At 69.7% G+C, this 15,991-nt stretch carries 17 protein-coding genes and 1 tRNA gene; 4 read left to right on the top strand and 14 right to left on the bottom strand.

The window, feature by feature from the left end; all coding sequences use genetic code 11:
• The first annotated feature begins 45 nt into the window (after positions 1-45).
• Complete coding sequence (locus HWD99_RS11685) at positions 46-738, top strand: YqaJ viral recombinase family protein (RefSeq protein WP_241796393.1); 693 nt, start codon at positions 46-48, stop codon at positions 736-738.
• A gap of 64 nt (positions 739-802) precedes the next feature.
• Here HWD99_RS11685 and HWD99_RS11680 read toward each other — a convergent pair whose 3' ends face one another.
• The 6 genes from HWD99_RS11680 to HWD99_RS11655 form a co-directional block, all read right to left on the bottom strand.
• Positions 803-1,345, bottom strand: a complete 543-nt coding sequence (locus tag HWD99_RS11680) for a hypothetical protein (RefSeq protein ID WP_241796392.1) — start codon at positions 1,343-1,345, stop codon at positions 803-805.
• Complete coding sequence (locus HWD99_RS11675) at positions 1,342-2,019, bottom strand: hypothetical protein (RefSeq protein WP_241796391.1); 678 nt, start codon at positions 2,017-2,019, stop codon at positions 1,342-1,344. The genes HWD99_RS11680 and HWD99_RS11675 overlap by 4 nt, the downstream gene beginning before the upstream one ends.
• A complete protein-coding gene (locus HWD99_RS11670) occupies positions 2,016-2,627 on the bottom strand; it encodes a signal peptidase I (RefSeq protein WP_241796390.1) in 612 nt (203 codons plus the stop codon). The genes HWD99_RS11675 and HWD99_RS11670 overlap by 4 nt, the downstream gene beginning before the upstream one ends.
• Positions 2,628-2,675: 48 nt before the next feature.
• On the bottom strand, positions 2,676-3,293 hold the full coding sequence (locus HWD99_RS11665) for a SipW-dependent-type signal peptide-containing protein (RefSeq protein WP_241796389.1): 618 nt from the start codon (positions 3,291-3,293) through the stop codon (positions 2,676-2,678).
• A gap of 2 nt (positions 3,294-3,295) precedes the next feature.
• A complete protein-coding gene (locus tag HWD99_RS11660; RefSeq protein WP_241796388.1) occupies positions 3,296-3,919 on the bottom strand; it encodes a SipW-dependent-type signal peptide-containing protein in 624 nt (207 codons plus the stop codon).
• 209 nt (positions 3,920-4,128) lie between these two features.
• A complete protein-coding gene (locus HWD99_RS11655) occupies positions 4,129-5,001 on the bottom strand; it encodes a LysR family transcriptional regulator ArgP (protein WP_241796387.1) in 873 nt (290 codons plus the stop codon).
• A 71-nt stretch (positions 5,002-5,072) separates the two neighbouring features.
• On the opposite strand from HWD99_RS11655, the gene HWD99_RS11650 reads away from it, so the two are divergent.
• The gene (locus HWD99_RS11650; protein ID WP_241796386.1) at positions 5,073-5,732 is read left to right on the top strand and encodes a LysE/ArgO family amino acid transporter; all 660 of its coding nucleotides are present in this window, start codon (positions 5,073-5,075) and stop codon (positions 5,730-5,732) included.
• A gap of 39 nt (positions 5,733-5,771) precedes the next feature.
• Here HWD99_RS11650 and HWD99_RS11645 read toward each other — a convergent pair whose 3' ends face one another.
• The 8 genes from HWD99_RS11645 to HWD99_RS11610 all read right to left on the bottom strand — a co-directional run bounded on the left by HWD99_RS11645 (position 5,772) and on the right by HWD99_RS11610 (position 11,059).
• The gene (locus HWD99_RS11645) at positions 5,772-6,584 is read right to left on the bottom strand and encodes an amino acid ABC transporter ATP-binding protein (protein ID WP_274618184.1); all 813 of its coding nucleotides are present in this window, start codon (positions 6,582-6,584) and stop codon (positions 5,772-5,774) included.
• The gene (locus HWD99_RS11640) at positions 6,571-7,236 is read right to left on the bottom strand and encodes an amino acid ABC transporter permease (protein ID WP_241796385.1); all 666 of its coding nucleotides are present in this window, start codon (positions 7,234-7,236) and stop codon (positions 6,571-6,573) included. Before HWD99_RS11640 ends, HWD99_RS11645 begins: the two co-directional genes overlap by 14 nt.
• A 3-nt stretch (positions 7,237-7,239) precedes the next feature.
• Complete coding sequence (locus HWD99_RS11635; RefSeq protein WP_241796384.1) at positions 7,240-8,058, bottom strand: amino acid ABC transporter substrate-binding protein; 819 nt, start codon at positions 8,056-8,058, stop codon at positions 7,240-7,242.
• A gap of 158 nt (positions 8,059-8,216) precedes the next feature.
• The gene (gene rplA, locus HWD99_RS11630; RefSeq protein WP_056514047.1) at positions 8,217-8,906 is read right to left on the bottom strand and encodes a 50S ribosomal protein L1; all 690 of its coding nucleotides are present in this window, start codon (positions 8,904-8,906) and stop codon (positions 8,217-8,219) included.
• Positions 8,907-8,917: 11 nt separating this feature from the next.
• On the bottom strand, positions 8,918-9,349 hold the full coding sequence (gene rplK / locus HWD99_RS11625; RefSeq protein WP_091226625.1) for a 50S ribosomal protein L11: 432 nt from the start codon (positions 9,347-9,349) through the stop codon (positions 8,918-8,920).
• 240 nt (positions 9,350-9,589) lie between these two features.
• Positions 9,590-10,633: a transcription termination/antitermination protein NusG gene (nusG, locus tag HWD99_RS11620; RefSeq protein WP_241796383.1), complete on the bottom strand. Its 1,044-nt coding sequence runs from the start codon at positions 10,631-10,633 to the stop codon at positions 9,590-9,592.
• A 41-nt stretch (positions 10,634-10,674) separates the two neighbouring features.
• Positions 10,675-10,947 (bottom strand): preprotein translocase subunit SecE, encoded by a 273-nt coding sequence (secE, locus tag HWD99_RS11615; protein WP_194765229.1) that lies wholly within the window; start codon positions 10,945-10,947, stop codon positions 10,675-10,677.
• A gap of 39 nt (positions 10,948-10,986) precedes the next feature.
• Positions 10,987-11,059, bottom strand: a tRNA-Trp gene (locus HWD99_RS11610).
• A 189-nt stretch (positions 11,060-11,248) separates the two neighbouring features.
• On the opposite strand from HWD99_RS11610, the gene HWD99_RS11605 reads away from it, so the two are divergent.
• Together HWD99_RS11605 and HWD99_RS11600 are read left to right on the top strand one after the other, a co-directional pair.
• On the top strand, positions 11,249-13,072 hold the full coding sequence (locus HWD99_RS11605) for an HSP90 family protein (RefSeq protein ID WP_241796382.1): 1,824 nt from the start codon (positions 11,249-11,251) through the stop codon (positions 13,070-13,072).
• A gap of 45 nt (positions 13,073-13,117) precedes the next feature.
• Positions 13,118-15,916: a hypothetical protein gene (locus tag HWD99_RS11600; RefSeq protein WP_241796381.1), complete on the top strand. Its 2,799-nt coding sequence runs from the start codon at positions 13,118-13,120 to the stop codon at positions 15,914-15,916.
• Positions 15,917-15,991 lie beyond the last annotated feature (75 nt).

Raw genomic sequence — 15,991 nt, 5'->3', positions numbered from 1 at the left:
CGTGTACGGGACCGGAGCGTCGGCGACCGGGGTTACGCTCGATGGGTGACTCCGGAACTCCAAGCTCGCATCGTCGCGGACTCCCGTGACCGCGTGGCCTGGATGCGGGCCCGTTCGCGCGGGATCACCGCGACCGACGTGGCGGGGCTGACCAGTGAGCGGTCGATCGCCCGTGCGGCGGACTCCAAACTCGGCGGCGGACCCCGTTTCGGCGGCAATGCGTACACCGACCACGGGCGTCGCCGCGAGCCCGAGATCGCCGCCTGGGTGGCGGCGACGCACGGCATCCTCCCCTCCTCCGCCCTGTTCCGCGCCGAGGTCGAGCACCGCCATCTCGCCACCCCCGACGGCATCGCCGTCGATGCGGACGGCCGCGTGAAGCTCGCCGAGATCAAGACGACGAACAAGGCCTTCCGTGGCATCCCCCGCACATACCTGCGCCAGGTGTGGTGGCAGCAGCACGTGCTCGGCGCCGAGCGCACCCTCTTCGTCTGGGAGGAGCACGTCGACTTCGCGCCGGTGCACGACGAGCCCCGGTGCGTCTGGATCGACAGGGACGACCGCGAGATCGCGAAGCTCGTCGGGCTCGCGACCGATCTGATCGACGAGCTCTACCGTCGTACGACGGGCATGCAGGTGCCGACCCGGATCGCCGAGGCCACCGCTGCCGCCGCGGCGAGCCGCCGCGAGCACCTGCGCGAGCGCGACGCCTTCCGGGCTCTCGCCCTGGCGGACTGACCTCGCCGACCGACCGCGCCGCCTGACTGCGCCGAGTGACCTCCCGTTCGCCGTCGACGGCGGCTCAGTAGCTGAGGGCGGTGCTCATCACGCACGCCGGGTTCGCTCCGAGCAGCCCGAACGAAGCGGTGGCGACCAGCCAGTGCGACTTCCATCCACCGGGTCCGCTGAAGCGGATCGCGAGCGTCTTCGAACCTCCGAGGATGTTGGCGAGCAGGGCTCCGCTGATCGTCGTCACATACGCCGAGGAGGTGCCCGTCGTGCTCACGTTCTGCAGCAGGTTGCTGAGGATCGGCTCGAGCAGTCCCTGGTTGTTGGCCAGTCCGAATTCGGCGTTGGTGAGCGAGTAGCCGGTGACGCCGACCGGAACCCGCCAGTAGATCGTGACCGTCGGGTTGACACCGGCCAGCCCGCTCTGCGCGGTGCACCCCGGCGTCTGAGAGCTCACCGGCTCCGGCACGTCGATCGCCGTGAACGTCGCGGTCGCAGTCTCGCGATCCGTGAAGGCGGCATCGGTCACCTGGGCCGCCGGCGTGAGCCCCACGGCCACCACCAGCGCGGCTCCGGCCACGGCCGCGAGCACCCGGTGCCGACGCGGCGCGGTCATGAGTCCTCCTCCGGCGCATCCGGCGGATCCTGGGGCCGGCGGAGGAAGGCGAAGGCCGTGCCGGCGACGAGCAGCACCCCGCCCGCGGCGAACGCCCACCGGGTGTGCGGTGACAGGCCCGTGGCCGCGAGACCGCCGTCGGTGCCGCCGCCGGGGCCGATGACGGCCGACTCTCCGGCTCCCTCCGCATGCACGCGCATCTCCGTGCTGCCCTCAGCGGGTCCCTCGAGCGCGATCGTGAGCCGCAGATGCGCCACCTCGGCGTCGCCCATCTCGACGAGAGGCACCTCGCTGCCGTCGCGGGGCACCGACCACCCGGATCGGAGGGGGCGCGCCCCCTGCGGACACTCGTCCCCCTGCCAGGGTTGCATGCAGACGCGGGCGTCGACGAGCAGGGGCGCGTCGCCCCGCGCGCTGACGCCGATCCGCACGGTCCCGGGGTCCGGAGCATCGGCGCTGACCGTCACGGTCCACTCGATCGGCTGTCCCGGACGCAGACTCGACGCGGCCGCCCAGTCGGCGACCGACTCCAGCCGCAGCACGGTGCCCTGCACCACATCGGTCGTCTGCGCCGCCAGCGCCGGGCCCGCCGCGACGCCACCCCCCAGCGCGGCGACCACGACGACCGTCGACACGACGATCGCCTTCGGCAGCAGCATCCCCCGTCGGCTCATCCGCGGCCCTCGCGCGGCGCACGGGGCCAGAACGCCCACACCACGAGCACGGTCGCGCCGACGGTGAGGCCGCCGAGCACGAGCGGATCCCCGAGTCCCGCGATCACGGTCGCGATCCCGGGGACGGAGAAGAGCACGACGCGCACCGAGCTCACCGGGTACGGGAACGGATCGTCGTCGGCGTTCGCGTCGCCGCGCATCGTGATGATCCGCTCCGCCTCGTCCGCGCCCGCGGCGACCGAGGTGACCCGGTGCGTCACCGGCAGATCGCCCGCACGATCGACGGTCACGACGTCGCCGACCCGGATGTCGGATGCCGGAACCCGCTGCACGACGGCGACGGAGCCCGCGGGGATGGTCGGCGACATCGAGCCGGTGCGGAACATGATGAGGGTGATGTTCGCCGTGAGGGCGAGGATCACGAGCACCATGCAGGCGACACCCGCGACGGCTGCGATCCAGAGAGCGACGTCCGCCAGTGCCCGCCCGACGCCCCGTCGTCTACGCCGCGGTGCGGGCGCGGGCGCCTGCGCGGATGCGGGCGCGGAGAGAGCCCGGGACTCCGCTGCCTGCTCGCGAAGGGCCCTCCTCGTGATCGGTGTCGTCATCGCCGTCTCCGCGCCCTCGTCATTCTCCGCACGTCTCCTCCGTCGCTCTCAGGACGCCGTTCCGAGGACCTGCCATGTCTGCACGGCAGTGAGCCCCTGCGCCGTGTTGTCGGTGGCCGCCGGAAGCGAGACCGCGAAGCAGTAGTTCACGGTCGACCCGGAGTTCGCCGTGACCGCCTGCGTCGCCGTGCCCGCGGTGTTCATCGCCGAGTTGTCGGGGACCACCGACGTCCCGGCCGCGAACGTGGTGGCGTTGCAGGCGGTGCCGGCGATCGTGCGCACGCCGTAGCGCAGGAACGTCGCGAGGCCCGTACCGGTGGTCGACGCGACGCTCAGCTGCAGCGAGCCCGCGACCGACGGGTTGGCCGTCCGCACGCTGAAGAGCGAGTAGACGGTGCTGCCGGGCACCATCGCATTGAACGGCGCGGTGAATGAGAGCGCAGCAGGTGTGCCGACCGGATGGCTCGAGAAGGTGCTGCCGTCGGTGGAGCCCACGATGTCGAAGCGCCCCGCCGTGAAGGTCGTGCTGCCGTACTCGGAGTCGTTCCAGGCGGCGAGGGTCATGGTCGCGCCCACTCCGAACACCAGCCCGGACGCGAGTAGAGCACGTATCCGGCGGGAGCGCAGCCGCTTCGCCTCCCGCATGCCGCTGCGGGTGTCAGCCATGATCAGTTGTCGATGGAGGTGGCCGTGAACTCCCACGTCGCGACGGCGGTGTCACCCTGATCGAGTCCTGCGCCGGCGGTGACGGCGAAGCACAGCTGCACCGGCGTGCCGGGCGTTCCGGCCGTCGCGCCCTGCGTCAGAGGCACCGAGGTGGCGCCCGTCTGCGCGCTCAGCGTCGCGCCCGTGGCGACCACGTCTCCGGTGGCCGTCGCGTCGCAGGTCTCTGCGGCGTCGATCGCGGTCACGGTGTACGACAGGTTCGCCTCGTTGCCGCCGGTCCCCGCGGTGATACCGGCGGGAAGAAGCGTGGCGTCGTTGGTGGTGGTGCTGTCGAGACGCACCCAGAACGGGGCGTAGACCACATCGCCGGGCGCCATCGACGACGCGACCTCGGGCAGCTGAAACACGAGCGAGGCCGCCGTGTCGCCGTCATCGACGTTGTGCTCGGCGTACCCGGCTGTGGCGCTCGTCGTCGAGCCCTCGAGGTTGAACGAACCGGCCGTGAACGTCCCGGTCGCGAACTCCGAGTCGTTCCACGCGGCGAGTGTGACGCCGACGCCCACACCGAGCACGACACCTCCTGCCAGAACCGCCAGAACCTTGCGTTGCGTGTCCTTCGTAGCCATGTTCTTCCCCCTCAGGAATCGGCTCTCGCGGACGCCTGGGAATGGCCACCCCCTCGGTGACCTGCATCCACGTGTTCAGATGTTTCGAGCCATCTTGATCGAGATAATGGCCGATCACAAGGGTTATCGGGATATCGATTGAACATTCATTCAGTGAAAATGCGCTCCCATCAGGCGATACCCGGAGATCGCCGGAGATCGCCGCCGCATCACCGCACGAGCACCCGTCGAGCCTCGGCGGCGACCTCGGCCGCGATCGTGTCGAGCAGGTCGGAGCGCAGGTTCCACTGCTGCCAATAGAGTGCGACCCGCACCGGATCGCCGCCCAGCGGCACGAGCGCGTCGTCGTGCTGCAGGATCGGCACCATTCCCCACCCGAGCCCCAGACGCACGGCAAGGGCGAAGTCGTGGGATGCCGGAACGTAGTGGCGCGGGACTCCGTGGGCCGCCACTCCCCTGGTCCGGAGCCATTCGTGCTGCAGGGTGTCGCGCCGGTCGAAGTCGACGAACGGCGCGACCGCGAGAGCCTCGGGCGTCGCCCCGTCGGGGAACCAGCGCTCGGCGAAGCCCGCTTCCGCCATCGCCCGATACTCCAGCACGCCGAGCGGTGTGACCGAGCATCCGGCCACGGGTGTCTGCTCACTCGTGACCGCCGCCATGACCGTGCCCGACTCGAGCAGCCGGGCCGTGAAGTTCTGATCGTCCCTGTGCAGGTCGACGTCGATGTCGTGCGCGGCGGACAGCCGGGCGATCGGTCGCAGGAACCAGGTGGCCATCGAGTCGGCGTTGACCGCGAGCGGGATGCGGATGCGCGGCGCGTCGCCGTCGAGGCCGAGGCCGCCGAGTGCGTCATGCTCGAGCAGCTCGATCTGGCGTGCCAGCCGCACCACAGCTTCCCCCGCTTCGGTGAGTCGGGCGGGCTTCGAACGCACGACCAGAACCCGGCCGAGCTGCTGCTCGAGCGTCTTCAGGCGCTGACTGACCGCCGACGGGGTGATCTGCAGGACACGGGACGCCGCATCGAGCGTCCCCTCGTCGGCGACGGCCGCCACGGTGGACGCGAGCTCCGGATCGATCTTCACATTAGTCAGACTAATGTTTCACAAGGAATCCTCGCTGGAGCTGTTGACACTCCCGTACCTACGGTTGATCCATGCTCTCCGTCTTCTCGGGCCTCGGACTCGGTCTCTCTCTCATCGTCGCGATCGGCGCGCAGAACGTCTTCGTGCTGCGCCAGGGCATCCGCCGAGAGCATGTCCTGCCCGTCGTCCTCGTGTGCGCGCTCTCCGATGCGCTGCTGATCGCGGCGGGGGTGGCAGGGCTGGGCGTCGTGATCTCGGCGGCTCCCTGGCTCGTCGTGATCGCCCGCTGGGCGGGGGCGGTCTTCCTGCTCGTGTACGGGATCCTCGCCGCGCGACGCGCTCTCCGCGGCGGTGAGGAGCTGCACGTGGACGACGCGACCTCCGTGGCACCCGCGTCGCCGGGACTCGCGACGACCACGACGTCGACCCGCACCGCACTCGCGCCGGTGCTGCTCACGGTCCTCGCCCTCACCTGGCTGAACCCGCATGTGTACCTCGACACCGTGCTCATGCTCGGATCGATCGCGGCGACGCACGGCGACGACCGCTGGCTGTTCGCGGCGGGGGCGATCGCCGCCAGCATCCTGTGGTTCACCGCTCTCGGGTTCGGCGCCCGCCACCTCGGCCGGTGGCTGCGCACCACACGGTCGTGGCGGATCCTCGACGGGATCATCGCAGTCGTGATGGTCGCGATCGCGATCAGCCTCGTGCTGCCGGTGCTCGGCGGCTGACCACCGACCCCTCTGTGCGGGCTCACCCGTCGTGCGGGCTCAGTCTCCGTCGAGCGGTCGCAGGATGCGGGTGAGGAAGCGCTTCGTGCGCTCGTGCTGCGGCGCTCCGAAGAGCTGCCCCGGAGAGCCCTGTTCGATCACGACCCCGCCGTCCATGAACAGTACATGGTCGGCCGCCTCGCGGGCGAAGCTCAACTCGTGCGTGACGACCACCATGCTCCACCCGTCGTCGGCGAGCTCCTTGATCACCAGGAGCACCTCGCCGACCAGTTCCGGATCGAGCGCGCTGGTCGGCTCGTCGAAGAGCAGCAGGTCGGGCCGCAGGGCCAGCGCGCGCACGATGCCCACGCGCTGCTGCTGTCCGCCCGACAGCTCATGCGGCCGCGCATCGGCCTTGTCGGCAAGCCCGACCCGGGCGAGAAGCGCCTGCGCCTCGGCCACGACTTCGGCCTTCGGGCGGCCCTGCACGCGCCAGGGACCTTCGATCACGTTCTGCAGCACCGTGAGGTGGGGGAACAGATTGTGGTGCTGGAACACCATGGCCGAGCGGTCACGCAGAGCCAGCCGCTTCTGCTTCTGCACTCGCGCGGGCACTCTCTCGGTCGGCGCGAAGTCGATGTCGGGGCCGCCGGCCACGACGATCTCACCGGCATCCGGCGTCTCCAGGCCGTTGAGCGCACGCAGCACCGTCGTCTTGCCCGAACCGCTCGGGCCGATCAGCACGACGACCTCTCCCCGGTGCAGGGTCAGATCGATGCCCCGGAGCACCTCGTTCTCGCCGAAGCTCTTGCGCAGCCCCCGAGCGGTCAGCAGCCGGTCGGCCGTCGACGTGCGATCATCAGCGAGCGACATGACGGTCGAGCCTCCTCTCGAGCGCGCTCTGCCCGAACGACAGAACGAGGCAGATCACCCAGTAGACCAGCGCGGCCGCCAGATAGACGACCATGAACTCCAGGGTCGCTGCGGCGATCTGCTGAGCCACCTTGAAGAGCTCGGTGACGAGGATGAGCGACGCGAGCGACGTGTCCTTCACCAGCGAGATGAACGTGTTCGACAGCGGCGGCACCGACACCCGCGCGGCCTGCGGGAGGATGACCCGCGTGAGGGTGCGCGTGCGGTTCATGCCCACCGTGTAGGCGGCCTCCCACTGCCCCTTCGGCACCGAGAGGATCGCCGCGCGGACGACCTCGGCCGCGTACCCGCCGACGTTGAGCGAGAGCGCGATGACCGCACTCGGCCAGGGGTCGAGCGTGACCCCGATCGACGGCAGGCCGTAGAAGATCACGAACAGCTGCACCAGCATCGGGGTGCCGCGGATCACCGAGATGTAGAACCGGGCGATGCCCGACACGATCGGGTTGACCGAGATCCTCATCAGCGCGACGAGGATCGCGATCACGAGGCCGAGGGCGAACGACAGCAGCGCCAGCGGCACCGTCACCGTCACCCCCGCCAGGGCGATGGGCCCGAGCGAGTCGAGGAACAGCTGCCAGGGGTTCTCCATGGACTACTGCGTGACGTCTTCGCCGAAGTACTTGTCGCTGATCTCGGCGAGCGTGCCGTCGGCACGCAGCTCGTCGAGAGCGCCGTCGATCGCCTCGACCAGGTCGGTCTTGTCCTTCGTGAAGACGAACGCCTGCTCGCCCGCCTCGTCGGTCTCGGCCGCGATCTTCAGGCCGGACGGGCTGTTGGTGGTCTCGTAGTCGAGGAACGTCAGCTTGTCGTTGACGGTCGCGTCGACGCGACCCTGACGCAGCAGCTCGACCGCCTGCGCCCATCCCTCGACGCCCTCGACCGTGGCGCCCGACTCGGTGGCCAGCTCGTACCAGTTGCTGGTGAGGGACTGCGCCGTGGTCTTGCCGGCGAGATCGTCGAACGACGAGATCGAGTCGTCGTCCTCGGCCACCACGATCACACCGGGAGACACCGTGTACGGAGCGCTGAAGAGGTACTTGGCCTCACGCTCGTCGTTGATGCTCACCTGGTTCGCGATCAGGTCGAAGCGCCCGGCGTCCAGGCCCGCGAAGATCGCGTCCCACTGGGTCTCCTGGAACTCGATCTCGAGGTCGAGCTTGTCGGCGACCGCCTCGATGATCTCGACGTCGAAGCCGGTCAGCTCTCCCGCCCCGTCTTCGTCGTGGAAGCTGAAGGGACGGTAGGTGCCCTCGGTCGCGACCGTGAGGACGCCGTCCTTGAGCAGACCGAGGTCGCTGCCCGAGCCCTCTCCGCTCGAGCTGCTCTCTGCGGGCGCGGTGCTTCCGCTGCATCCGGTGAGCGCTGCGGCGGCGACGACGAGCGCGGTGACGGCGATGAGGCGACGGGACATGGAAACCCTCCTGGGGTGCGGTGAGACGCGAGTGCTGTGGCGCGGAACTCACCCACAGTACGCGGACTGTCGCCAGCATCCCACATCGCGTGACGTCGGATGTCGATCCGGGATGCAGAAAGGCCCCCGCAGCTGCGGGGGCCTTTCCGGAATCACACTCAGATGGAGTTGACGTCCAGCGGGATGCCGGGGCCGAACGTGGTCGACACGGCGCCCTTCTGGATGTAACGGCCCTTCGAGCTCGACGGCTTGAGGCGGACGATCTCCTCGAGCGCTGCGCCGATGTTCTCGTCGAGCTGCTCAGCGGAGAACGACGACTTGCCGACGACGAAGTGCACGTTGGCGTGCTTGTCGACGCGGAACTCGATCTTTCCGCCCTTGATCTCCTCGACGGCCTTGGCCGTGTTGGGGGTCACGGTGCCGGTCTTCGGGTTCGGCATGAGTCCACGCGGACCCAGGACCTTTCCGAGACGGCCGACCTGGCCCATGAGCTCCGGGGTCGAGACGGCCGCGTCGAACGCGGTCCAGCCTGCGGCGACCTTCTCGATGAGCTCGGCGCCGCCGACCTCATCGGCACCGGCGGCGATCGCAGCCTCGGCCGCGGGGCCGGTGGCGAAGACGATGACGCGGGCGGTCTTACCGGTTCCGTGGGGCAGGATGACGGTGCCGCGCACCATCTGGTCTGCCTTGCGGGGGTCGACCGAGAGCTTCAGCGCGACCTCGACGGTCGAGTCGAACTTCGACGAGCCGGTCTCCTTGGCGAGGGCGACTGCCTCGGTGGGAGTGTAGAAACGGTCTGCCTCGATCTTCTCGGCGGCAGCCTTGTAAGCCTTGGACTTCGTAGCCATGATTATTCTCCTCAGCCCTCGACCGTGATGCCCATGGAACGGGCGGTTCCGGCGATGATCTTCGAGGCAGCCTCGATGTCGTTCGCGTTCAGGTCGGCCTGCTTGGTCTCGGCGATCTGACGGACCTGGTCCTTGGTGATCTTCGCGACCTTGACCGTGTGAGGCGTCGACGAGCCCTTGGGCACGCCGGCGGCCTTCTTGATGAGCTCCGCAGCAGGCGGGGTCTTCAGGACGAAGGTGAAGCTGCGGTCCTCGTAGACGGTGATCTCGACGGGGATGACGTTGCCGCGCTGCGACTCGGTCGCGGCGTTGTACGCCTTGCAGAACTCCATGATGTTGACGCCATGCTGACCGAGCGCGGGGCCGATCGGCGGCGCCGGGTTGGCTGCACCGGCGTTGATCTGAAGCTTGATCAGGCCGGTCACCTTCTTCTTCGGTGCCATATCCTCTTCCTTTCATCGAACGGATGCCGGTTGCATCCGCTCTCCCGCGAACCCGGCATCTCCGGGCTGCGGTCGTCTGCACGCACGCCGAAGCGGCACGCAAACCACACAAGTCTACCTGATCCGGTGCGTGGTGGAGTACTGCGCCCACCGCGCATCGGACGGCAGCGCTCGACGGGATCCGCCGGGAACGCGAGAACGGCCGCCCCGAAAGGGACGGCCGTTCTCGAGAGGCGTGTGTCAGACCATCTTGGTGACCTGGTCGAACGACAGCTCGACCGGGGTCTCGCGCTCGAAGAGGGAGACGAGCACGGTGAGCTTGCCGCTCTCCGGCTTGATCTCGCTGATCGAACCGGGAAGACCCGCGAACGAGCCCTCCTTGATGGTGATCGTCTCGCCGATCTCGAAGTCGACCTCGGCGGGCAGCGGACGGGCGACGGCGACGCCGCCCTTGGCCGCGATGTTCTTGGCGGTCGGAGCGTCCTTGACCTCGACGAGCGACTTCAGCATGTTGAAGGCCTCTTCGAAGCGCAGCGGCGTCGGGTTGTGGGCGTTGCCCACGAAGCCGGTGACACCCGGGGTGTGGCGCACGACCGACCAGGTGTCTTCCGTGAGCTCCATGCGCACGAGCACGTAGCCCGGGATGCGCACGCGGGTGACCATCTTGCGCTGGCCGTTCTTGATCTCGACGACGTCCTCCATCGGGACCTCGATCTGGTAGATCTCGTCCTCGACCTCGAGCGTCGACTTGCGCTGCTCGATGTTCGCCTTGACCTTGCGCTCGAAGCCGGCGTACGAGTGGATGACGTACCACTTGCCGGGGAGCATGCGCAGGTCGAGGCGGAAGGCCTCGTACGGGTCTTCCTCGGCGTCGTCCTCGTCGTCGGACTCGGAGTCGTCGCCCTGCTCGTCATCGGCACCGAGGTCGGGGCCGTCGTACGGGGTGACCTCGTCGGCCTCGGCGGCCTCGAGCTCGGCGGTCTCTTCCGCCACAGAATCATTGAGGACCTCAGCGGCAGCTTCAGACTCAGCCGCTTCGTCCAGGTTGAGAGCGTCGTTCACGATCGCGTCCGCCTCCGGGTCGTCGATTTCGATGTCGGTGTCATCGTCGGTGCTGTCGTCTTCCTCGCCGTCGACGTCCTCGATGTGGAGGGCGACGTGCTCGGCCGACGTGACGGAGCGCTCTTCGGCGGCGAGGACGTTGCCCTCCTGGGCCTCGTCCTCTTCGCTGGACTGCTCAGCGGCAGTCGCCCAGTCGGCGTCGTCGGAATATCGTTCAGACACGTTGTTTCTTTCCAATCACTGCGGCACGAGCCGCAAGGGCATCAGGCGCCGGGAACTCCGAAAACAATGTGCGTCACCCACGCGAACAAGGTGTCCAGTCCGTAGACGATGCCCATGACGATCAGAACGAAGACCAGCACGACCGCGGTGAACTTGACCAGCTCCTTGCGGGTCGGGGTGACGACCTTGCGAAGCTCTGCGATGACCTGACGGAAGAACAGGGCGATGCTCCCGAAGAAGCCGAGGGGCCCGCGCTTCTTCTCGCGGGTGGCGCCGGCCGCGACGACATCGCCGCGCGGTTCGTCCTGATCCATCCTGAATGTACCTTTCGTGTGTCAGCGTGCGCTGACGCGCAGGGCGGACAGGAATCGAACCTGCAACCTGCGGTTTTGGAGACCGCTGCTCTGCCAATTGAGCTACCGCCCTAGAGACCGGTGGTCTCGGGGTGTCGCCTTCATCCTGCCACCGATACCGGACCGGAAGGACCGGGGCACGGCGAAAGAATGCAGACAACAACTGCTCGTCAAGCATACGGCATCCCCCGGCCGGTTCCGAACCGGCGGCGGCATCCGTGTTGTTGTTAGGCTCGAGCGGGTCCGACGGGAGGGGATGCGGGTGAGTGCTGACGTGCAGCAGTTCCAGGTGGATCTGCGCGGGGTCGTCGACCTGCTGAGTCGCCACATCTATTCGAGTCCCCGGGTGTACCTGCGAGAGCTGCTGCAGAACGCCCGCGACGCGGTCACGGCACGCCGCGAGGTCGACGGCGCGGGCGGCCGCATCCGGATCACGCCCCTCAGCGACTCCTCCCCCGAGTTCGTGCTGCGCGACGACGGCGTGGGCCTCACGGCCGGCGAGGTGGCGGATCTGCTCGCCACCGTGGGACGCAGCTCGAAGCGCGACATCTTCGACCTCCCCCGCAGCGACTACCTCGGCCAGTTCGGCATCGGACTGCTCAGCTGCTTCATGGTGGCCGACACGATCGTGATCCGCTCCCGCAGCGCCCGAGGCGGCTCCGCCGTCGAATGGACGGGCAGCGCCGACGGCACGTTCCGCGTGGTCGAGATCGACGACGACCTGCCCGTCGGCACGAGCGTGCACCTCGTGCCGCGCTTCGACGCCGACGAGCTGCTCCGGCCGGCCGCGGTGCGCGAGCTCGCCACGAGCTTCGCCGAGTTCCTCCCCGTGCGGGTGACGATAGACACTCCGAACGGCGAGCTCGACGTCACGCGTCGCGCGCCCTTCCTCGATGCCGCCGCGCAGCCCGACGAGGCGGTGGAGTACGGCCGCGACCTTCTCGGCGCGTCACCTCTCGATGTGATCGAGCTGAGCGAGCCGGCCACCGGCACGCGCGGCCTGGCGTACGTGCTCCCCTATGCCCCGCCGCCCGGAGCGCGGCAGGCGACGCGCATGTACCTGGGACGGATGCTGCTCGCCGAGCGTGTCGACGACGTGCTGCCCGACTGGGCGTTCTTCGTGCGGGCCGTGGTCGACTCGACCGGCCTCGCACCGACCGCCAGCCGGGAGTCGCTCGTCGACGACGCGGCGCTCGAGCGCGTGCGCGAGCAGCTGGGCGCCGGCATCCGCCGATGGGTGCTCGAGCTGGGGCTGCGCGAGCCGCACCGCCTCGCGCAGTTCGTGGCGATCCACGAGGTCGGCCTCAAGTCGCTCGTGCGGCACGACGAGGAGCTCGCCCGGTTCATCACGCGGTGGCTGACCCTCGAGACCACGCACGGCACGATGCGCATCGGCGACCTCGTCGAGCGGTTCCCGCACGTGAGGTACGCCGCGACGGTCGACGAGTTCCGGCAGGTGGCCGGGATCTCGCCGGGTTCCGAGGTGCTCGTGAACGGCGGCTACCTCTACGACGCCGATCTCGTGCGCATGCTGCCCGACCTGTACCCCCAGGTCACCGTCGAGGCGGTCGACGTGACCGGCGAGCTCGATCGTCTCGACCCTCCCCCTCTCGACGACCGCGACCTCGCGGTGGCGCTCGAGACGCGGGCGGGCGATGCGCTCACCGCATCCGGCTGCTCGGTGACCGTGCGCTCGATCGATCGGCCCGACCTCTCCGCACTGTACGTGGCCGACCCCGAGGTGCTCCGCCGCATCGATCGGGGGCGCACCAAGGGCATCACCGGATCGCTCTGGGGCGGGGTGCTCGACCGCATCGACAGCACCCTCTCGGCCTCGCGCGACGACGATCCGACCGCGCGTCTGTGTCTGAACTGGTCGAACCGGGTCGTCCGCTCCCTCGTGCGCGTGCAGGACGACGCGGTGTTCGCACGGACGGTGCAGCTGCTCTACATCCAGGCTCTCCTCGCGGGGCACCACCCGCTCTCCGACGCCGACCGCGCTCTGATGACCACGGCGCTCACCGACCTCGTCTCGCTCTCGGCCGGCATCGAAGGGGACGCGATCCCCTTCGGCGACGTGCTCTGACGCTCTGACCTTCTGATGCTCTGACCCTCCGAAAGGGAACCGACGATGGCCCGTCCGAAGAAGCGCTTCCAGCAGCTCATCGAAGAGATCGACCGCACCCCGTGGGGTCCGGCCGAGCAGGCGCTCGTGTCTGAGGCCGTCGCCCTGGCCGTCGAGATCGGCGACGAGCAGCTCGAGTACGAGGCGAGGATGCGGCAGACGGCGTCCGCCAACATGAACGGCGCGACCGATGTGATGCTGAACTCGTTCGCGTGGTGCCTGGCTCGCCACGATGCCGACCCGCAGCGGTTCCCGGCCGACCTCGACTACGGCGGGGCCGACCTCATGTGGCAGTTCAAGTGGATGGCCTCCGCCCTGCGCTCGTCGCCGGCCTTCTCGGTCGAGCAGATCGCGGCGGTGCTCGACGACATGGAGACCCACTACCGCACGGCGGGACTCGGCCTCAGCGGAGTGCTCACCGCGCGGTTCGAGGATGCCTGGGATGCCGGTCGTTTCGAGGACGCCGAGTCGCTGCGTGTGCGCCTGGAGGCCACACCGCGCGATGAGCACAGCCACTGCGATGCGTGCGGACGCAGCCAGTTCGCCGGCTTCTTCGCGGAGACCGACCGCGACGCCGACGCGATCCGGCTCGTCGAGGAGATGCTCGAGGGCGGCTTCTCGTGCGGCGAGGAGCCCGAGCACGCCCTCTCGCGCGTGCTGCTCCCCTACCTGCGCGCCGGCCGCTTCGACGAGGCGAAGAGCGCTCACCTGCGCAGTTACCGTCTGGCGAAGGACAATCCGGACAATCTGCGCATCGTCGCGAACAACATCGTGTTCGCGGCCGTCACCGGCAACGAGGCCAGAGCGCTCGCCCTGGTCGAGCGCCACCTGGCCTGGCTCGCACACGACGGGCTCAACGTCGACGCGCACTTCGCCGCCCTCGCCGCGTTCGCCTTCGCGCTCGACAGGGTCGCGGACGCCGGTCACGGCGACACTCCCGTGCGCGGCGCGGAGTCTCCCGCCCTCGCCCCGTTCTTCGGCGCGCACGACGGATCGTGGACCGCATCCGATCTCGCTGCCGCGGCGTGGGCGACCGCCGAGCGCATCGGCGCCGACTTCGACGACCGCGACGGCACCGAGGGTCACGCCCGCAGCCTCGCCCGCATCCGCGCGCTCGCGGGCGAGCGCTATGAGGTGCCGATCCGATCCGACGCCTTCCTCACCACCGCCGACGCCGCGACGCCGGCCGACGCCGACGCGTGGTTCGACCGCGCGATGGACCTCGCCCAGTTCGGCGCCGAGCATGAGACCCTGCAGGCCCTCCCTCACGCCCTCGCCGTCGAGGACCCCGCCAAGCGCGCGCAGCTGATGTCGATGCGACTCGGGATCCTGATCGCGCTCGACCGCGCCGAGGAGGCTGCCGAGCTGCTCCCGGCCCGTATCGACGCGCTGAGGGCCGCAGGGAAGCACGAGCAGGCCGATCTCGAGCAGCGCCTGGGGCTCGCGACCTTCGGGCTGAACACCCCCGAGGCCGCGGCCGCCCTCGAGCACGAGCTGCGGTCATCGGACGCGCTGCCTGCCTGGTCACGGGGCGACCTCGCGATCAGCCGTGCGTCGCTGCACATGCACGCCGACGAACCCGATGCCGCCCTCGACCTGGCCGAACGGGCTGCGCGCGCGTTCGCCGAGGCCGAGGACTCCCGCCTCGTGAACACCACGACGCTCGTCGCGATCGCGGCCGTGCTGCAGAAGGGCGACACCGAGGCGGCATCCGCCCTGCTCGACCGTCTGCTCGCGCAGGACGACCTCAGCGTCGGGCACCGCGCGCAGGCGCTGCAGACCCGTGCGCGGGTACGCGGAGGCGGCGAGGCCTTCACCGAGGGCGCCGCGGATGCCGACGAGGCCTGCCGCCTGCTCGCCGGACTCGGCGCGACGAAGGCCCTCGCCTCAGCGCACCTGCTCGCCGGAGCCCTGTGGGAGGACGCCGGAGACCCCGAGAAGGCCGTCACGCGCTATCGCGTCACCTCTCGACTCGTCGCCCAGGAGGGCGGAGATGCGACCGGCGCGGACTTCCGCCTCGCGCGCGCCATGCTCGCGGCCGGCGACGCCGAGGAGGCGGCCGAGCTGTTCGGTCGCGTGCTCGAGCGCGAGGAGCAGTCCGAGGTCTCCGCCGCATCCCGCGGCATGACCGTGTCGCTGCTGGCCCGCGCGCTCGCCTCGTCCGGAGAGTTCGGCCAGGCCGTGGGCGCCTTCGGCTACGCCGCAGAGCTGTTCGGCGAGGCCGAGGAGCACGCCGACCACGCGGTCGCACTGACCGAGCGCGCCAAGATCCTCGCGCGGTTCGACGAGCACGACGACGCGATCGAGTCGCTCGAGGCGGCGACCGAGATCGCCCGCAAGGCTCCCGACGCCGTGGGCGCGCTCGTCGACGTGCTGCACAACCTCGGTCAGGCATACGGCGCACGCCAGGACGAGCGGGCCTTCGCCCTCTTCGACGAGGTGTCCGCTCTCGCTCGGGAGCACGAGGCCGGATGGCTGCTCGCCGACGTCACCGACTCCCGTGCGCGCGCGTTCGCCGAGTTCGGACGCACGGACGAGGCCGTCGCCGCGGCGCTGACGGCGGCCGACGGCTTCGCCGCCCTCGGCGATGCAGGTTCGGCGGGCGGGTCCGAGCTCTTCGCGGCGCGTCTGCTCGCAGGCGGCGACCGTGCCGCCGACGCGGTGCCGATCTACCGCTCGGCGATCGAGCACGCCGAGGCGCACCCGCCGCTGCGACAGGTGTCGGCGCTCGAGCTGGGCGACGTGCTCGAGGCGCTCGGCCGCCATGTCGAGGCCGCCGAGGTGCGGGCGCTCCTCGAGAGCTGACGTACTCGGGCCGCTCGGTTCGCCGCCGCAGCCGCTCCGCATCGGAAGGGCCGCACCGCGTCGGGCGGAGAACAC

This window comes from Microbacterium sp. C5A9 (genome assembly GCF_022627955.1).
In the GTDB taxonomy this organism is placed as follows: Bacteria; Actinomycetota; Actinomycetes; order Actinomycetales; family Microbacteriaceae; genus Microbacterium.
This window is presented reverse-complemented; position numbering and strand designations above follow the sequence as displayed.